Source organism: Streptomyces sp. NPDC040410, assembly GCF_055595715.1.
Genome location: NZ_JBVIVK010000005.1, coordinates 409,151 through 427,742 on the forward strand (window position 1 = coordinate 409,151; position 18,592 = coordinate 427,742).

Annotated in this window: 12 protein-coding genes, 1 tRNA gene and 2 pseudogenes; 5 read left to right on the forward strand and 10 right to left on the reverse strand. The window is 70.5% G+C overall.

Annotation, left to right across the window (positions count from 1 at the left end; genetic code table 11):
* Positions 1 to 8: 8 nt before the first annotated feature.
* Positions 9 to 1,694: an FHA domain-containing protein gene (locus tag ACZ562_RS14080; RefSeq protein WP_471177785.1), complete on the forward strand. Its 1,686-nt coding sequence runs from the start codon at positions 9 to 11 to the stop codon at positions 1,692 to 1,694.
* Positions 1,695 to 1,726: 32 nt separating this feature from the next.
* On the opposite strand, the gene ACZ562_RS14085 is transcribed toward ACZ562_RS14080, so the two are convergent.
* Positions 1,727 to 2,719 carry a methyltransferase domain-containing protein gene (locus ACZ562_RS14085; RefSeq protein WP_471177787.1) on the reverse strand — a complete coding sequence of 331 codons (993 nt, stop codon included), beginning with the start codon at positions 2,717 to 2,719 and terminating at the stop codon, positions 1,727 to 1,729.
* A gap of 140 nt (positions 2,720 to 2,859) precedes the next feature.
* Between ACZ562_RS14085 and ACZ562_RS14090 the strand changes: the two genes are divergently transcribed.
* Positions 2,860 to 3,264, forward strand: a complete 405-nt coding sequence (locus ACZ562_RS14090; RefSeq protein WP_471177789.1) for a globin — start codon at positions 2,860 to 2,862, stop codon at positions 3,262 to 3,264.
* Positions 3,265 to 3,655: 391 nt separating this feature from the next.
* Here ACZ562_RS14090 and ACZ562_RS14095 read toward each other — a convergent pair whose 3' ends face one another.
* From ACZ562_RS14095 to ACZ562_RS14125, 7 genes are all read right to left on the reverse strand, one after another.
* Positions 3,656 to 4,333 (reverse strand): DUF8010 domain-containing protein, encoded by a 678-nt coding sequence (locus tag ACZ562_RS14095; RefSeq protein ID WP_471177791.1) that lies wholly within the window; start codon positions 4,331 to 4,333, stop codon positions 3,656 to 3,658.
* The gene (locus ACZ562_RS14100) at positions 4,330 to 4,743 is read right to left on the reverse strand and encodes an acyl-CoA thioesterase (RefSeq protein WP_471177792.1); all 414 of its coding nucleotides are present in this window, start codon (positions 4,741 to 4,743) and stop codon (positions 4,330 to 4,332) included. Before ACZ562_RS14100 ends, ACZ562_RS14095 begins: the two co-directional genes overlap by 4 nt.
* A gap of 4 nt (positions 4,744 to 4,747) precedes the next feature.
* A complete protein-coding gene (gene ettA, locus ACZ562_RS14105) occupies positions 4,748 to 6,412 on the reverse strand; it encodes an energy-dependent translational throttle protein EttA (RefSeq protein ID WP_471177793.1) in 1,665 nt (554 codons plus the stop codon).
* Between the two features lie 491 nt (positions 6,413 to 6,903).
* Entirely contained in the window at positions 6,904 to 8,313 is a 1,410-nt protein-coding gene (locus ACZ562_RS14110; RefSeq protein ID WP_471177795.1) for a Cys-Gln thioester bond-forming surface protein, read from the reverse strand.
* A 258-nt stretch (positions 8,314 to 8,571) separates the two neighbouring features.
* On the reverse strand, positions 8,572 to 9,039 hold the full coding sequence (locus ACZ562_RS14115) for a single-stranded DNA-binding protein (RefSeq protein ID WP_471177797.1): 468 nt from the start codon (positions 9,037 to 9,039) through the stop codon (positions 8,572 to 8,574).
* A 219-nt stretch (positions 9,040 to 9,258) separates the two neighbouring features.
* Positions 9,259 to 11,268 (reverse strand): YfjP family GTPase, encoded by a 2,010-nt coding sequence (locus ACZ562_RS14120; RefSeq protein WP_471177799.1) that lies wholly within the window; start codon positions 11,266 to 11,268, stop codon positions 9,259 to 9,261.
* Positions 11,269 to 11,271: 3 nt separating this feature from the next.
* The gene (locus tag ACZ562_RS14125) at positions 11,272 to 12,879 is read right to left on the reverse strand and encodes a dynamin family protein (RefSeq protein WP_471177800.1); all 1,608 of its coding nucleotides are present in this window, start codon (positions 12,877 to 12,879) and stop codon (positions 11,272 to 11,274) included.
* A gap of 320 nt (positions 12,880 to 13,199) precedes the next feature.
* Here ACZ562_RS14125 and ACZ562_RS14130 point away from each other — a divergent pair.
* Positions 13,200 to 13,275 (forward strand) — tRNA-Arg (locus ACZ562_RS14130).
* A 94-nt stretch (positions 13,276 to 13,369) separates the two neighbouring features.
* On the opposite strand, the pseudogene ACZ562_RS14135 reads toward ACZ562_RS14130, so the two are convergent.
* Both ACZ562_RS14135 and ACZ562_RS14140 read right to left on the reverse strand, forming a co-directional pair.
* Positions 13,370 to 13,797 (reverse strand): annotated as a pseudogene (locus ACZ562_RS14135) (tyrosine-type recombinase/integrase); the annotation flags it as partial.
* A gap of 522 nt (positions 13,798 to 14,319) precedes the next feature.
* A complete protein-coding gene (locus ACZ562_RS14140) occupies positions 14,320 to 15,210 on the reverse strand; it encodes a bifunctional helix-turn-helix transcriptional regulator/GNAT family N-acetyltransferase (protein ID WP_471177802.1) in 891 nt (296 codons plus the stop codon).
* 80 nt (positions 15,211 to 15,290) lie between these two features.
* Between ACZ562_RS14140 and ACZ562_RS14145 the strand changes: the two are divergent.
* Both ACZ562_RS14145 and ACZ562_RS14150 read left to right on the forward strand, forming a co-directional pair.
* Positions 15,291 to 15,671, forward strand: a pseudogene (locus ACZ562_RS14145) (hypothetical protein); the annotation flags it as partial.
* A gap of 907 nt (positions 15,672 to 16,578) precedes the next feature.
* The coding region (locus ACZ562_RS14150; protein WP_471177804.1) for a tetratricopeptide repeat protein at positions 16,579 to 18,592 on the forward strand (2,014 nt) is incomplete at its 3' end.

The following is an 18,592-nucleotide window of genomic DNA, read 5'->3' on the forward strand; positions in this document are numbered from 1 at the left end:
GCGCCGACATGCCGACCTGCCCGAACGGACACCAGTCGGGTTCCGACGACTGGTGCGAGGTCTGCGGTCACCGCATGGCCGGTGCCGTACCCCCGCCCCCGCCCCCACCGCCTCCGTCGCCCGGCGGCGGTTACGGCTTTCCACCGCCGCAGGGCCCGGGCACTCAGCCCGGCGGGCGGCCGCGCCTGTCCGCCGTGCCCGACCCCGAGCCGGAGCTCTGCCCGCAGTGCCGCACCCCCCGTGAGGGCGGAGCGCCGTTCTGCGAGGAGTGCCGGTGGAACTTTTTGACGAACACGGCCACTTCGTACACCCCGGCCGCCCCGCGCCCGGCGCCCGGCCCGGCCGGCCGCTTCCAGCAGCCGCCCGGCCCTTCCTACGGCGGGGGTGACTCGTACGAGTACCAGAGCTCGCGCCCGTCGCAGATGAACCGGCCGGCCGAGCCGATCCCGCCGTTCGGCGGGGAGCCCTCGGGCCCCTCCGCCCCGCAGGGCGGTCCCGGCGGCGGCCGTGGTGGACCCGGAGGCTTCGGTGGCCCCGGCGGCCCCGGTGGCCAGGGCGGCCCCCAGGGGGGTCCCGGCAACTTCGGCGGACCCGGTGACCCCGGTGGTCCCCAGGGTGGCCCCGGCAACTTCGGCGGCCCCGGCGGCCCCGGCGGTCAGGGCGGTCCCGGTAACTTCGGCGGGCGCGGTGGTCAGGACGGTCCCCAGGGTGGCCCCGGCCACTTCGGCGGACCCGGTGGCCCCGGTGGTCAGGGCGGTCCCGGTAACTTCGGCGGGCGCGGTGGTCAGGACGGTCCCCAGGGTGGCCCCGGCCACTTCGGCGGACCCGGCGGACCCGGTGGCCAGGGCGGTCCCCAGGGTGCTCCTGGCGACTTCGGCGGACCCGGCGGACCCGGCGGTCCGGGGGCTCCTGGCGGTCCGGGCGGCTTCGGTAACCCTGGCGGTCCGGGCGGCCCGGCCGCTCCCCCCGGATTCGGTGGCGACCCCTCGCGGCCGGTTCCGCCGCCGCCCGGTCCCGGCGGTGCGGCCGGTGCCCCGCAGGCGTTCCAGCCGTCCGGGCCCTCGGGTCCGGCCGCCCCTCCCGGCTTCCCGCAGGAGACGGGCCGGCCCCAGCCGGGCGGTCCCTCCTTCGGCGGCGGTGACGACGACTGGGTGATCTCCCCGCCGTCGTCCACCGCACCCGGCGGTCCCGGCGGCCAGGGCGGTCCCGGCGGCGGCTACGGCTACCCGCAGCCCGGCTCGACCCAGGCCCCCACCTCGCCGCCCGGCCTCAGCTTCCCGCAGCAGACGGCGACCTGGACGGCGACCATCGGTCCTGACCGCGAGTACTTCATGGCGATGATGCATCGCTCCGGCCCCGAGGCCGCGGGCCTCAACCTGCCCGCCTACTCGCCCGAGCAGCAGCGCACGCTCACCGGCAACCAGATCACCATCGGCCGTCGCCGTCACTCCACCGGCGACACCCCCGACATCGATCTGTCGGTGCCGCCGGAGGACCCGGGCGTCTCGCACCAGCACGCCGTCCTGGTCCAGCAGCCGGACGGCACCTGGGCGGTCGTCGACCAGAACTCGACGAACGGGACGACGGTCAACGGCTCGGACGAGCCGATCCAGCCCTTCGTACCCGTAACCCTCCAGGACGGGGACCGGGTGCACGTGGGCGCGTGGACGACGATCACGATCCGCAGGGGCTGAGCCTCTGGTTCAGCAGGAGCTGACCCTCTGCTTCAGGCGAGGGGCCACGCGTACGGCCCTTCCGGATCGTCCAGCCACGCCCACTCGTGCTCGCCGCTGACCGTGATCCCGTACCGCTCGCGCTGCGGCATGCCCTCGCGCTCCCACAGCGCGTACGCCTCCTGCGGATCGAGGCTGCCGCGGGTCAGGGTCAGCAGGAAGCGGAACAGCTCGTGCTCCCTCGCCCGGCGCGGCACTCCGGCCAGCGGCACCGGCTCCTGCGCGGCCCTGCCCGCGCCGCGCAGCGGCACGAAGTAGGCGGGTGTGTGCAGGAAGCGCCCCTCGGCGTGGCCGGGATCGCGGACGGTCAGGGCGATCAGACCGGTGGCGAACGGGGCGAGGATGCGGGCGCCGGGGCGGCACTGGGCCGGCCAGGCGGGCGGGATCGATGACAGCGTGCAGGTCGCGATGATCCGGTCGAAGGGGGCGCGTTCCGGCACTCCGCGCGCCCCGTCGCCGGTGACGACGACCGGGTGGTAGCCGGCGGCGGCCAGGTGCTGCCGCGCCGACTCGGTGATCTCCGGCTCCAGGTCGATGGTGGTGACGAGGTCGTCGTCGCCGAGCCGGTGGGCGAGCAGGGCCGCGTTGTAGCCGGTACCCGTGCCGATCTCCAGGACCGTGTTTCCCACCTCGACTTCCAGCGCGACCAGCATCATCGCCATCAGCGAGGGCTGGCTGCTGGAGGAGAGCAGTTCGCCGTCGCGCAGCCGGGTGGCCAGCGGGGTGTCGGCGTACGCCCCGCGCACCCAGCGCTCGCGGCTGCGCGGGTCCGGGCTCTCGCCCCAGCGCCGTTCGTAGCCGCCCAGGACGCCGACGTAGTAGTACGGGACGAAGAGATGGCGCGGAACCTCCTCGAAGGCCTGCCGCCACACCGGGTCGGCGGCCCAGGCCCCGCTCGCGTCGATCTGGCGCACCAGCGCCGCCCGCACCGAGGCGGCAAGGTCGGCGAGCTCCCTGTCGTCCCTGTCGAGATCGTAAGCGCCCATATGTCCACTGTGCGGCGGCGCGCGGCGAGAGGCGAGCGCCTTGGCCGGCCGATCCGGAATCTCAACGTCGGCCCGGCGGCCGGAAGGGGGGCGGTCCTAAGCCTTGAGTCCTCGGTCACCGCGTCTGAGACCATGGACGGGTGAAAGAGATTCGGCGCGGCACGCTTCAGGAGCAGACCTTCTACGAGCAGGTCGGCGGGGAGGAGACCTTCCGCCGCCTCGTCCACCGGTTCTACGAGGGAGTCGCCGAGGACCCGGCGCTGCGGCCCATGTACCCGGAGGAGGACCTGGGGCCCGCCGAGGAGCGCCTGACCCTGTTCCTGATCCAGTACTGGGGCGGCCCCACGACGTACAGCGACAACCGCGGCCACCCCCGTCTGCGCATGCGGCACGCCCCGTTCACGGTCGACCGGGCGGCGCACGACGCCTGGCTGAAACACATGCGGGACGCGGTCGACGAGCTCGGCCTGCCGGAGGAGCACGAGCAGACGCTGTGGAACTACCTGACGTACGCGGCGGCCTCGATGGTGAACACCGCGGACTGATGCGCGGGGCGTGACGCGCGGATTCCGGTCGTACGGCACCCGTATCCGGTCACAATCCGATCAAATCCGGCCCCCAAGCGAATACCGCCGGACGGCACGTCCGCCCTGACGATCAGCGCGGTGTCGGCGGCGTTGCGGGGGTCCGCAGGTGAGTGACGCCGGGCCGCGTCGCCGATCGCGAGAGGGGACGGGCCGCGGACCGTGCGGACGCTGCTGCGATCCGGTCCGTCCGCGCTGCCGCGTTCGCTCCAGCGCCCGCCGCAGGTCCACCGATGTCGCTCTCCGAAGACCTCGCCGAGCGCCTGCTCAGCGCGATCACCTATGGCACCCACCCGACGGATGCCGCCCTGCCCCCGGTGGGCTGTCATGCCGCCGGCGGGCACCCGTTCCGTCAGCGGACGCTGACGCCGAGGACCCCGAGCCCAGCGCGCCGTACGGCAATCGAGCCGTACGGCGTGCGCAGTCTCAGCCACGCACCCGACGAGAGCAACGCCAGGTCGCCCGCGGCCTCCGTGGACCGCAGGAAGCCCAGAGACTGGGCCGCGTGCACGGCCCGCACCGGCAAAGGGGTGTTCCCCACCGTCCGGGACCAGATCTCCCGCCCGATCCGGTCGAGTTCCGCCCTCGTACGCCGGTCGGTCACCAACTCCTGGGTCCGGGAGCGGAATTCGGCGACGACCGCGCCGACCATCGCGCGCAGCGCGTCCGGATCCGGCAGTCCGGTCTCCGCGCGCCACCCGCCGCGCGGCGGCAGCACTCCGGCCCACGGCGGACCGGTGACCGCGGTCGGTACGAGGGCCGTGGCGGCCGACTCGTCGACGGACTCCAGCAGTTCCCCGGCGGACACGGTCACATCCAGGGTGACGTCGAGCCCGTTCTCGTACGGCTTGGCGAGCCGCACCGCGCGGATCGCCAGGACCTCGAAGGACGGGGGCCGCCCGAAGACGGCGAGCGCGGTGCCGGCCCCCTGGAGACGCACCGCGGCCGAACGGTCGTAGTGGAGCAGCCGGGAGAGGAAGGCCGCGAGATCCGCCGCCTCCCGCTCGTCAGCGAGGTGGAGCACCGTCATGCGGCGACGGCCTCCTCCTCGTCGTCGTCCGTGTACTCCTCGAGGAACTCCCGTTCCTCGGCGGTGATCCGGCGTGGCCGCTGCGCCTCGAAGTCGAACGGCACTATCACCGTCGAGGCCCGGACGTAGACCTGGTCCGGGTCCTTGACCTCGTAGGTGAGCGTGAACGAGGCCGCCTTTATCTCGGTGACCCACAGTTCGATGTCCACGGGCGCGCGCCGGTGGACCAGCTGCCGCTTGTAGTCGATCTCATGGCGCGACACCACGGACCCCTGCTTGAAATCCTTGCCGGGGCGGAACAGGAAGTCGATACGGGCTTCCTCCAGGTAGCGGAGGAAGACCACGTTGTTGACGTGGCCGTACGCGTCCATGTCCGCCCAGCGCAGTGGGCAGCGGTAGATGTGCCGCAAGAGATCAGCCCCGGGTCAGCTTCTTGTAGGTGGCACGGTGCGGACGTGCCGCGTCGGGACCGAGCCGCTCGATCTTGTTCTTCTCGTACGACTCGAAGTTGCCCTCGAACCAGAACCACCTGGACTCGCCTTCGTAGGCGAGGATGTGCGTGGCGACCCGGTCGAGGAACCACCGGTCGTGGGACACGACCACGGCCGCGCCCGGGAACTCGAGCAGCGCGTTCTCCAGGCTCGACAGGGTCTCGACATCCAGGTCGTTGGTGGGCTCGTCGAGGAGCAGCAGGTTTCCGCCCTGCTTGAGGGTGAGCGCGAGGTTGAGGCGGTTGCGCTCACCGCCGGAGAGGACACCGGCCGGCTTCTGCTGATCCGGCCCCTTGAAGCCGAAGGCGGAGACGTAGGCCCGCGAGGGCATCTCCACCTGTCCGACGTTGATGTAGTCGAGCTCGTCGGACACGACGGCCCACAGCGACTTCTTCGGGTCGATGTTCTCGCGGCTCTGGTCGACGTACGAGATCTTTACGGTCTCGCCGACCTTGATCGAACCGGAGTCGGGCTGCTCCAGACCCTGGATCATCTTGAAGAGCGTGGTCTTGCCGGCGCCGTTCGGCCCGATGACACCGACGATGCCGTTACGCGGCAGCGTGAAGCTGAGGTCGTCGATGAGGACCTTCTCGCCGAAGGCCTTGCTGAGGTTGTTGACCTCGACGACGACGTTGCCCAGACGCGGGCCCGGCGGGATCTGGATCTCCTCGAAGTCCAGCTTCCGCATCTTGTCCGCCTCGGCGGCCATCTCCTCGTAACGGGACAGACGCGCCTTGGACTTGGCCTGCCGGCCCTTGGCGTTGGACCGCACCCACTCGAGCTCTTCCTTGAGCCGCTTGGCGCGCTTGGCGTCCTTCTGGCCCTCGACCTTCAGGCGGGAGGCCTTCTTGTCGAGGTACGTGGAGTAGTTGCCCTCGTACGGGTGGGCGCGGCCGCGGTCCAGCTCGAGGATCCACTCGGCGACGTTGTCGAGGAAGTACCGGTCGTGGGTGACGGCGACGACGGTGCCCGCGTACTTCGCGAGGTGCTGCTCCAGCCACTGCACGGACTCGGCGTCCAAGTGGTTGGTGGGCTCGTCGAGCAGCAGCAGGTCGGGAGCTTCGAGCAGCAGCTTGCACAGAGCGACCCGTCGGCGCTCACCACCGGAGAGGTTGGTGACGGGCCAGTCGCCGGGCGGGCAGCCCAGCGCGTCCATGGCCTGCTCCAGCTGCGTGTCCAGGTCCCACGCGTTGGCGTGGTCCAGGTCGTCCTGGAGCTTGCCCATCTCCTCCATGAGCGCGTCCGAGTAGTCGGTCGCCATGAGCTCGGCGACCTCGTTGAAGCGCTTGAGCTTGCCCATGATCTCGGCGGCGCCGTCCTGCACGTTCTCCAGGACCGTCTTGTTCTCGTCGAGCGGCGGCTCCTGGAGCAGCATGCCGACGGAGTAGCCGGGCGACAGGAAGGCGTCACCATTGGACGGCTGCTCGAGACCGGCCATGATCTTGAGAACGGTGGACTTACCGGCACCGTTCGGACCGACCACACCGATCTTCGCGCCGGGCAGGAAGCTCAGCGTCACGTCGTCAAGGATCACCTTGTCGCCGTGCGCCTTACGCGTCTTGCGCATGGTGTAGATGTACTCAGCCAAGAGAAACCGTCCGGCAGCTTGAATTCTGGCAGTGGGCAGATACACCCCATCTTGCCCGACGGCCACCCCTGGGGGGAAACCCGTATGGTCGAGCGGCCCTGACCTGGGATTTCACTGCTGGCGACTGTGGCTCGACTGTCACTGCCGGGCGTCGTCGGGTGGCCTCGGGGTGCCTTGGACAGCCCAGACACGGCCCAGGAATCGGCCGAGTCGTCACGCCGGACGGGTCGTCGCCGAGGTCGAACAACGCGGGCCGCAGCTTCGGCCCGTGCGCCCGCGACATCGGCGTCGCGTGGGGGAACAAGGAGCGATCCGGACGCAGCGGCGCTGGCTGGAGCTGAGGCGGAACAGCCGTGGCACTGGACCTTTGGTCCCGAAGCAACTTGGGCTGGCGCTCGACCTCGGACGGCTGTTCCGCTCTGGTGTGGGCGCACCAGCGCGCCCCACACGCGCGGCCGTGCTGCGACGACCACGACAAGCCGCCTGGTCGCTCAGTCCCGCGTCGGCGCCTTCTTCTGGCCCATGAGGAGCAGGACCGCGCCGCCGGTCACGACCAGGGCGATGGCCACACCCGCGATCACTCCGGTCGCGCCGGAGCCGCCGGTTTCGGCGAGGTTGGTGTCCGCGGAGGTCCCGCCGACCGTCGCGGGGCCCGGCTCGCTGAGCGTCTGCGTCGAGTCGCCGGCCTCGTCACCCTGCGTCTGGCAGTCGAGCACGCCCGTGAACCGCTTCTCGAAGCCGTCCGGCCCCGTGATCGTGAAGTCGTACGCCTGGTTCTCGGGCAGCGGGATCGTCACCGTCCGCGGCTTGCCCGCCGGGATGACGTGCTCGGTTCCCATGAGCTCGAAGGTGAACTCCTTGTCGCCCACGTTGGCCACGGTGATGTCCACCCCGCCCTCGGCGCAGTTCTTCACCGCCGACAGCGCGGGTACAGCGCCGCCCGCCGCCCAGGCGGCACTCGCCGTCGCAGAGACCGTCGACTCACTGGAACCGGCCAGGATCTGCGTCTGACTGCGACTCTCGGAGGCGAAGGCACGGCCGACCGGCACGGTGGTCGAGGCATGCACGGCCAGCTCGGCCGAACCGGCCGCCGCGTCCTCGGGCACATCGAAGAACACCTGGCTGCCGTCCACGGCGGACGTGATGCCCTTGCCGTCCTTGCCCACGATCCGCACCCCGCTCGTGGCGGCGTCCGCCGGCGGCGACACCGTCACCGTGCCCGCGTTGGTGTGCACCGTGACCGGACCGAGCAGCTCGCCGGGCCGACCGGAGACCGCGGGCGGGTCGAGGGTCAGCGACGCCTCCGGCTCCCCCAGGTTCCGGGCGTTCTTCTCCAGGTAGTCCGCGAGCTCCTCGGCCTGCGGGTCGAGGGCGTCGACGTCCGCGCCGTCCGAGTAGCGCCAGATCGCCACCTGGGTACCGGCCGCCGCGTCCTGCTCGGAGAGCCCGCTGCGGACGCCGGCCTTGGCCGCGAGCACCGCGAGATCGTTGACCTGGGGGTAGGAGTTCTGCAGGATCCAGCGGATCCTGCCCGGATCCTCGTTGGTCCCCAGCGAGGTGCCGCTCCAGGGCGTCTCGTGGTACTTGGCGTCTTTCTGCGTGGGGTTGTGGAGGTCGACGCAGTACGTCTGCAGGGTGCCGCCGCCCTCGACGGACATCTCGAACAGGCCCGCCGAGATCTGCTGGTCCCCGGCCTCGCCATGGATCACGGCCGCGCCGTACGTCTTCAGGCCGCCCATGGTGGCGGTGGCCCCGCTCTGGTTCTGCGACGCCCCGTCGGCTGCGGCCGTACCGGAGCCGGCCATCACGCCGACGGCGACGAGCCCGGACACCAACGTCACCGCGGCGAGGCGGACCACACCCCGCCCGCGCACCGACTGCGCAGAGAACGAAGAAAGCACAGAATTCCCCTTCGAGCAGGACCGGTTGACGCGGGTGCCGGTCCCACCAGCAGAATCAGAGGCCCCGAGGGCTACGCACGGCATCCTAAGGACGCGGCGCACCACGCTTCCCGGTGATGACATCGGACGGCCGATCCGACTCGGAATCGTTATCGCCAAGACGGCATGCGAGCAGGGCTTATCGACAAATACACTGGTTCGTTCTGCGGGTATTCGCCGATAAGCCGCAGTTCGGTCAGCGTGGGGCGACGGCCGACATCACGTCACCACCGCTGGCTCCCGCTGCTGTTGGAGGGCTGTGCCCGCGGAGTCACCGTCCGGGGTTTCCCAGTTCGGCTCGGGCTGTGGTGAAGCAGCCGGCGTCTCCGGCTTGTTCGTGCGCCGGAAGGCCGAGGTGCCCCGCGTGAGGTCGTGGCCGATCGCCACCGCGTCGATGTCCGCCGAGGTCCAGTTCTGGCTATCGCGTACTTCCGTGCGTACCTTCAGCCTGCCCTGCACGATGACGGGTTCGCCCACCGACAGGGAGGCCCCCACGTTCGTCGCGAGCTGCCGGCTGGCCCACACCGTGAAGAAGTTGGTGTGTCCGTCCGTCCAGGCGTTCTTCTCCCGGTCCCAGTAGCGCGAGGTCACGGCCAGCCGGAACCTCGCAGAACCGCCCGACGCCAGCTCCCGGTACACCGGCTGCGTCGCCACGTTGCCCACCGCGCACACCATGGTCTCGTTCATCGTGAACCCCTCCCTCGTCCGGCGCCCGCGCCGGGTGGATGCACGTACGGGCCCGTCCCGTACGGCTGCGTCTGCTGTGCCGACCGCGTCCGCCGCGATCGCCGCACAGCCAGACTGCCTCCGCCAGGCCGAGCCCGCTGAACGCTGTGGACCACCGCCCGCCTGTGGAAAAGCCCGTCACCCGGACGAGGGATTCGGGCCCTCGATCCATCCCCCCGCCTACCTCGCCACGGCTCCCACCCCTGTGACCCGGACGTACTGCTCTCGTACCTCCCGGTACCGCAACAGCTCCGCGGCCACCGGATCCAGCACCCGGGCCCGGCCGCACCCGGCGGCCGCCTCCCGCAGGCGTCGCTCCGCCTCCGCGCCATACCTCCGCGCGGGCCCCCGTGCCGCCATCCGGCAGCTCCACTCGACGATCGGTCCGCCGACGATGCCGCACAACATCAGCAGCACCGGCACCCCCAGGTTCGGCGCCATGAACCCGATGATCTGCCCCAACAGCCACAGGCCACCTACGACTTGGAGAATCGTCATGGACGCCTGCGCCAGCACCGCCACCGGCCACCAGCCCGGCCGCGGCGGCCGCCCGGGAGGCAGTCCCGCCCCTGCCGCCAGCTCGTCCAGCGCCTCGGGCAGCCCCTGGGAGCCGCGTACGGCCGCCTCTCGCACCGCCTGCGCCCACGGCGCGGGCAGCCCGGTCGACGCCCGGTCGGCCATCGTCCGCACCGCCTGCTCGACGCGCTGCCGTGCCGTGGCCTCCTCGTCGGGCTGCGCGCGCAGCGGAAACCGTCCCGTAGGGGGTTCGAGCCGGTCCTGGTACCAGCGCCACAACCGCAGCCAGGGCGTCCCGCACGCACGGTTGGCGTTGCGCAGCCACGCGCGTTCGGCCGCCTCGCCGGCGGCGGTTGCACCCACCGCGTCGGCGAGCCGGTCCGCGAACTCCTCCCGCGCCTCCTCGCTGAGTCCGGCCCGCCGCCCCGTGGCGTAGGCCGGCCGGAGCCGCGCCGCCGCGGCGTCCAAGTCGGCGGCGATACGGCGCCTGGGGGCCCCTCGCTCCCTCACGAACTGGCCGAGCACCTCACGGAGTTCACCGATGCCGTCACCGGTGAGAGCCGACAGGGCGAGCACGGTCGCGCCGGGCTCGCCGTGCTCGCCCAGGGCGATCCCGTCCTCGTCGAGCAGCCTCCGCAGATCGTCGAGGACCTGCTCGGTGGCCTCCCCGGGCAGCCGGTCGATCTGGTTGAGGACCACGAACATGACCTCCGCGTGGCCCGCCATGGGCCGCAGATAACGCTCGTGGAGCACGGCGTCCGCGTACTTCTCGGGATCGACCACCCAGATGACCGCGTCGACGAGCGCCAGGACGCGGTCCACCTGCTCACGGTGCTGCACGGCCGCCGAGTCGTGGTCGGGCAGGTCGACCAGGACGAGCCCGCTCAGCTGCGCCTCCGCCTCCGCGCTCTGCACCGGTCGCCGTCGCAGCCGCCCCGGGATGCCGAGCCGGTCGATGAGGCTCGACGCGCCGTCGCTCCAACTGCACGCGATGGGGGCGGCGGTTGTCGGCCGGCGCATCCCCGTCTCCGAGATGGCCACTCCCGCGAGCGTGTTGAACAGCTGCGACTTGCCGCTGCCGGTGGCGCCTGCGATGGCGACGACGGTGTGCTGTCCGGAGAGCCTGCGCCGTGCCGCCGCCTCGTCGAGAACCCGGCCGGCCTCGGCGAGCGTCCTGCTGTCGAGCCGGGTGCGGGAGAGCCCCACCAGCTCGCGCAGTGCGTCCAGCCGCGACCGCAGCGGTCCGTCGTACGCCAGTGTCGGCGCGGCCTGCGGACTCGACGCCCTGCTCTCCACGGCGGTGACGCGCTCGGCGGCGGTCTCGGGCACGCGCCGGGCGATCAGCCCGTCGTCCCAGGCGCCTGCGGAGTCCTTGCGACCGGAGGTGTCGCCGTCGCCCTCGGTCCTCCCGCGGCCCCTCACGCGCGCGTGGTCGTCATCGGCGGGTTCCGCCTGACCGCATCGGAGGTCCGCCGTCTGCCCCTGCGGGCGCTCGCCCTCCGAGGAGCCGTTCCCGCGGGGATCGTCCTGGAAAGCGCCCTCTCCAGGGGAGCGGTCTGCCCCCCGCTCGTCGTTCGAACCGGCGCCGTCTGAACCCGCGTCGTGTGAACCCGCGTCCTCGGCGTGATCGGTGTGCTCCGTGTGGTCGTGGTCCTGGTCCGTGGCGGCAGTCACCGGTCACCTCTCCTTCTGCAGTACGGACAGCGCGGCAATGAGTTCGGCCTGCGGTTCGGCATGTACGTCGAGCGCGTCGAGGGGCGCGAGACGGCGCTCGCGTTCGTGGTCCATGACGCGGTTCAGGTGGTCGGCGAGCAGTCGCCCGCCCCGGTCCCGCAGGCGCAGCGCCCCGTGCGCACCGATGCGCTCGGCAAGCCCTTCGCCGGCCGACCGCGCCCGGCGGCCGCCCAGCAGCACGGTGGCGACGAGGGCGGCGACCACCTCGGGATCCGGCGCCACGTTCCGGTCGAGCTCGCGCACCTCGTCCTCGGCGTACTCCTCGAGCTCCCGCCGCCACCGCCGTACGGCCAGCCCGATGCGCTGCTCGGCGCTGTCCGGGGACGGGTCGAGCCCGGCCAGCCCGGGGGTCCCGGCGGCCGGTTCGCGCCGCCATGCCTCCTGGACGCGCTCGTCGGCGGCCGTGACCGCACACAGCACAAGCGTGCCCAGGCTCTCCACGAGGGCGTCGAGCAGTTCGCCCGGGGAGCAGTCGAGCGGGAAGGCTCGCCAGCGCTTCAAGGCGTCACCGGCGAGCACGGCCCCCGCCTGCAGACGCCCCCGCACGCGCGCGTACTCGCTGTCGTACGCCCCGTCGACGGCGGCGGCCAGTCGCTGTGCGGCCGCGTGCTGGGCAGCCGCCGCACTGGCCAGCTCGGGCATCCTGGCCTTGAGCGAGTCGAGGACGCCGTGCGCCGTACGGGCCAGCGCGTACTGCCGGGCGGCGGGGTCCTGCGCCTGGTGGACGAGCCAGGTCCGCAGCGGCGCCACCGCGGTGGTGGGCAGAAGCCCGCCACCCCAGGCCGACTCGGGCAGTTCGGGCACCGTGAACCGCGGTACGTGGCCGAGCCCCGCCTTGGTGAGCAGCGCCCCGTACTGCCGCGAGACCTCGGAGACGACCTGGTGGGGTACGCGGTCGAGGACGGTGACGAGCGTGGCCCCGTACTCCTTGGCGGTGCGCAGCATGTGCCAGGGCACGGCGTCGGCGTACCGCGCGGCCGTGGTGACCATGACCCAGATGTCGGCCGCGCAGATCAGCTGGGCGGCGAGGACACGGTTGTCGGCGACCAGAGAGTCGATGTCGGGCGCGTCGAGGAGGGCGAGGCCGGGCGGCAGCGTGTCGGCGGTCTCGATCCGCAGCACTCGCGAGGGCTCCTCACCCGGGAGGAGCAGATCGGCTGTCGGCTCCTGTCGCGCCACCCACACGCGCGTGAGGTCGGGCAGCACCCGCATCCCGCTGAACCAGTGATGGTCCTCCGGATGGCACACCAGTACCGGAGTCCGTGTCGTCGGCCGCAGCACCCCCGCTTCACTGACGCGCCGTCCGACGAGCGAATTGACGAGTGTCGACTTCCCGGCGCCGGTGGATCCCCCGACGACGGTCAGCAAAGGCGCTTCGGGGTCCCTCAACCGGGGCACCAAGTAGTCGTCGAGCTGAGCGAGCAGTTCGTCGCGGTTGGCACGCGCGCGTGGAGCCCCCGCCAGGGGCAGCGGGAAGCGTGCGGCGGCGACACGGTCGCGCAGGGCGGAGAGTGCGTCGAGCAGCTGAGGCCGTACGTCCAAGGTCACCACATGCGAAGAATGCCCAATTTTAGGGGAATTCTGAAGCATATGAGCATGTCTGCGCGCCGACAGGACACAAGGGACGGAAGGGACGACTGGGACGCAGGCACACTCCAGGCATAACGAGTGCACAACACCCGGTGCGCGGGACGCCAAAAGCGCTGCACGATTCGTACCTGCCTGCGATTATCAGGACCGCTTCACCGAACCTCCACATCGAGCCACGGAGGCGAAGCATCAGGGACAAGGACGCGGGAGCCCTATCCTTGTCCCCGGCGACGTCACGGATCAGCCCACACCCGGGCACCACGACAGAGGCCACCACACCGGCCCCCGTAGCTCAGTGGATAGAGCAGGCGCCTTCTAAGCGCTTGGCCGCAGGTTCGAGTCCTGCCGGGGGCGCCATGCCTGAGCAGCGAGAACGCCGCGGAAGGAGTAGCCCTTCCAGGGCGTTCCGCCTCTCTGACGGCAACGTCCCCGCCGGCTCACCGGCGCCGCGTCAATCGTCTTCCAGCAACGTCCCCAGCCGATCGAGTGCGGCACGCTTCTCTGTCATGTCCGCGTGCGCGTAGATGTTCATCGTCACAGTCACATCCAGGGCACTGTGCCCGACGATGTCCCGGACGATGTGGGGCGGGATGCCGAGTCCGAGCAGCAGCGTGACGCAGGTGTGGCGCAGGTCATGGAAGCGCACCTCCAGCCCCAGCCGCTCACGGATCGGATAGAAGGCCGGCTGAGGTTCCGGGGTTCGATCGCCGTGCCGAGCCGCGTGGTGAAGACCAGGCCCGTTTCCCGCCACCGCTCCCCCGCCGCGGCGCGCTCCGCGTTCTGCCCCGCCCGGTGCCGGCGCAGCGCGTCGACACAGACGCGGGGTAGCGGTACGGGCCGCTCGGACCGGCGTGTTTTCGGCGCGGTCAGGACCAGGGCGCGATTCCGTGGGCGGAGGGCAAGCAGGCCCCTGGCCACAGCACAGTGTCTGCCCGGACCAGCAAACACAGCTGGGGTGCCTCAGGGTCGTACTCCGTAATCATCATGCAGGTCTCTACGGGGACCGCAGGAGGCATCGGCGCCACGGCAATCGCGGCAGCGATCAAGGTGGTCTACCAGCAGCTGAAGGGCCGGGCACAAGGAGACTCCTGGCGGCGCATGCCCTCCGCTGAGGAGGCGGTCAGATTGGGGCGGGCGCGCATCCACCAGTACTACGAGGTAGCCGTCGACAAGCTCACCGTCGTCCAGTCGAGCGTCGACGCAGAGGCTCAGCGGCACGACCTTGAGTTCCTCCATGAGGACGGACGGAAGTCCGGTGCAACGGGGGGCGCAATCACCGGTATGCCGTCATGCACACGCGTATGGGCTGAAGGGCCCATTGAACGATCCGCTCCTACACCTCCGAACCCGGGGAGCTAGGAACGTGGGTCAGTAACGAGCATGCGGGCCGACTGGCTCGTCTCAGCGTTCGAGGTTCCGCTCAAACCAGTGGTGCGCGTACTGCTCGGTGTTGAACGCCTCGACCTCTACGAATCCCGCGGTCTCGTAGAGGCGTCTGGCCTCCGCGAGCGTGCGGTTGGTCTCCAGTCGTAGCGTCTGCATCCCGCGGACGGTCGCTTCGTCCGCTAGGCGCTCGAGGATGCGGCGGCCCAGGCCGAGCCCGCGAACGTCCGGGGATGTCCACATCCGCTTCACCTCCGCGATCCTCGTCTTGGTGTGAAGCTTGAGCGCCCCGCACCCCATCGGAGAGCCCTGCGCGCTCGCCACCAGAAGCAACCCGTTCGGCAGTGTCATCTCCTCGTCGCTCGCGGAGATGCTCTGGGCGGGGTCGAACCCGGTGTCGAATCGTCGTTCCAGCTCCTCGAAGTAGGAGCGCAGGCAGTACCGGGCGTCAGGGGCGCGTGGGTCCGTCATCTCGATCCGCACCTGAGAGGCCAGCAGCAGCCGCTCGACCTCCGTCATCGCCGCCACCAGGCGCCCCCGCTGGCCATCGGTCAGTGGATCGAGGATCGACTCCGCCAGTTCATCCGACGCGCGGTCCAGCACCGCCCGCTCCGCAACGCCGGTCTTGGTCAGACGCACCTTCCGCACCCGTCCGTCATCCGAGTCCGGGTCCGTGGTCACCAGGCCGTCCGACTCCAGCCGCCGCAGTTGCCGGCTCAGATATCCCGAGTCCAGACCCAGTCGCGAGCGGAGAACGCGTACCTCGGATCCATCCGGCTCTACCTCCCACAGCAGCCGCGACAGCCCGAGTGACCGATCCCGCGACAGATACTCGTCGTTCAAGGCGCCGACTCGCTGTGTGACCGCACGATTGAACCTGCGCACCACATCGATCTGCTCTCGTTCCATTCTCTGACAATAGTCAGAGAATTCCGGAAAGGCGAGACCCTTTCAGTCCTCGTCGACAACAACGTCACCCGACCCCGACTCGCGGGATCATGAAGAACAGCCACAGCGCCTACATCCAGGCCTACAACGCCCAGGCCGTCGCCGACGAGGCCCACCAGGTCATCACCGCCGCCGACGTCACCTGCAACGCCTCAGACGCACTGAACTACACCGCCATGCTCGACCAGTCCGCCCAGAACACCGGCGTCCACCCCAAGCAGGCCCTCGTGGACGCCGGCCACTGCTCCGAGACCAACCTCGAAGCCGCGAAGGACCGCCGACTCGGCTGCGGCACCGACACGTTCATGGCCACCGGCCGCCTCGCCCACGACGAGCAGGTCCCGCCCGCACCCCGCGGACGCATCCCCGTGAGTGCGACCCTCAAGGAGCGCATGGCCCGCAAGCTGCCGACGAAACCCGGCCCCCTACAAGCCGAACACCCGACCGACAGGAACCCCGACTGCGCCTCACGGGTGGCGGAGGAGCGGCCGCGACCGATCCCATCGATCACGGCCGGCCAGCGGCTTGCCCGTTACCGAGACCCGCTCCTAGCCAAGCGAGACGGCCGCGTCAAGCCCGCCCTCTGAAGCTGACGTCAGCGGCTGACACCAACAGGCGCGTACATCAGCGGTCGGAGCCGAACCCCAGTGGACGATCAGCCAAGGCATAGAGCGAGTTGGTCGATGCCCCCGACGCCCCGTGATCGACCTGATAAAGATGAGGCCAGACCTCGAAGTCCGCATCGGGCCAGGTGCGCCGTCCCTACTGGCGGGCGGCGCACCGTCGGCCTGACCAGTCATTGAGACTCCATCAACCGTGTGGACCAGCCTTCCGTTGTTTGTGCCGGTTCCTCGCATCTGCGCGTACTGGCGGGGCGTTCCGTGCCAACATGGCCTGTTATAGGACACGTTGGTAGGTTGGGCTTCGCGGGGGGCAGGGATGCGGGCAGCAGCGCGGTGGTTGGTGGCGGTGGCCGCTTCGGTTCTGGCGTTCTTCCTTGTTGCGGTGCCCTGGGCGGTGCTGTCCCCCGGTGGAAGGGACCCCTGGGAGGTCATCGCGCCTGTCGCCGGGGTGGGTGCGGCCGGCGTTCTGGCGGCCGTCGGCTGGTGGGCGTCCCAGGCTAGTACTGCCCCCACGGGCACTCCTCCGACGCGGAGGGTGCAGCAGTCTGCGCGGGGGCAGGGAAACATCACGCAGACGGGGGGCGACCGGGACGGAGCACTCGCGGCCCGTCGTCGGGCTTTGCGGGAGAGTATCCGGCAGAAGGCACGCAGCGGCAGCGACATCGACCAGGTCGGCGGCAACCGCGCGTAGTGGGGGATCACAGCAGTGAAGCAGCGCCCGGGGCAGCGCCGCACGCGGCAGAGCGCCCGCACGCAGGGAAACATCACCCAGATCACGGGTGATGTGAATGTCCACGCGCCGACGGTGAGGGAGCCCGAGATCGAGTGGCCGATCTGGGTTGGCACCATCCCCCCGCTGGCCGCGTCCTTTCAGCCGCGTGCCCAAGCCCGCACGGCCATCGCTCGGGCCCGTTGCCAGAGTGACAGCGTGGTGCTGTCCCAGGTGTTGGCTGGTGACGGTGGAGTCGGCAAGAGCCAGCTCGCCGCCTCGCTGGCACGTGAGCTGCGCGACCAGAAACGGTCCCAGGACAAGGGACTCGATCTCCTGGTATGGGCGAATGCGAGCGAGCCCAACCAGATCATCACCGCCTACGCCGACGCCGCCGACCGGCTCGGCCTCCGAGGCGACGCCTCGGACGATGTCACTGCCGCGGCCAGAGCGTTCCTGGCATGGTTGCCTGCCACTGAGCGCCGTTGGCTGATCGTGTTGGACGACATCACCAACCCGGAAGCCATTGATCCCTGGTGGCCCGACGGAAGCCACCAGAACGGCTGGGTTGTCGCCACGACTCGGCGCAGTGACGCCCTGCTCAGCGGGCAGGGCCGCAAACTGATCCGCCTGGACTTGTACACCGTCGAGGAAGCCCGTGCCTACCTCCATCGCCGCCTCACCGACGCCGGATATCCCCATCTATACGACGCCGATCACGCCGACCAGCTTGCCGAGGAACTCGGCCGTCTGCCTCTGGCCCTTGGCCACGCCGCCGCCTACCTGATCAACAAGCGGTGCCTCATCGGCGATTATCTGGAGCTCTTCCGCGACACCGCCAACAAATTGAGCGATCTCCTACCCCCGAATTCAGATACCGAGGGCTACGGACTCCCCGTCACCACGGCTCTCCTGGTCTCACTTGACGCCGTGCAGGCCGCCGACACCACCCGCCTCGCCCGTCCGCTACTACAGCTCATCGCGCTCATAGATCCGGTCGGCCACCCCGCTGGCCTGTGGACCACGCCACCCGCGCGGGCACATCTGCGCACGTCGCCCCCCGGTCGCCGCCGCTGGCTGCCCAGACGCCATCCGACCGTCACCGAGCAGGACATCTACACCGCGCTGGAGTGCCTGCGCACTTACGCCCTCATCGCCCAGGACACGACAAAGGGGCCGATCCGCGTCCACGCCCTGACCGCCCGGGCCATGCGGGAGACGATTCCTCCGCGAGCCCTGCCCGTGATGGCACGTACCGTGGCTGACGCGATCCTCAGTCTCTGGCCCGAACCCGAACACAACGACCGAGACCTGTCCGCCGCCCTACGCACGAACGCCATGCTGCTTGACCAGCACACTTTCCCGTGCTTGTGGAAGCCCACCACGCACGGATGCCTTTTCAAGGTCAGCAGCAGCCTGACAGCGGCGGGCTTTTCCGATCAGGCTGCTGAGTACAACCAAAGGCTGCTTCAGCAAAGCTGGGACATTCACGGCCCCGAGCACCCGGACACCCTCGGCGCCCGCAGCAACCTCGCCAACTCTTACATCGCTACCGGGCGCACCCAGAACGCCCTCGAACTGCAAGAGAAAGTGCTGGCCGACAGCGAACGCGTCCTCGGCCCCGACCACCCCGACACGATCTCCATCCGCAGCAACCTCGCTGTCTCCTACAGCGATACCGGGCGCACCCAGGACGCACTCGAACTGCGCGAAGGGGTCCTGGCCGACCGCGAACGCGTCCTCGGCCCCGACCACCCCGACACCTTCGCCGCCCGCAGCAACCTCGCCGCCTCCTACGGCCGTGTCGGGCGCACCCAGGACGCACTCGAACTGCGCGAAAGGGTCCTGGCCGACAGCGAACGCGTGCTCGGCCCCGACCACCCCGACACCTTCAGCGCCCGGGCCAGCCTCGCCATCTCCTACAGCGATACCGGGCGCACCCAGGACGCACTCGAACTGCGCGAAGGGGTCCTGGCCGACCGCGAACGCGTCCTCGGCCCCGACCACCCCG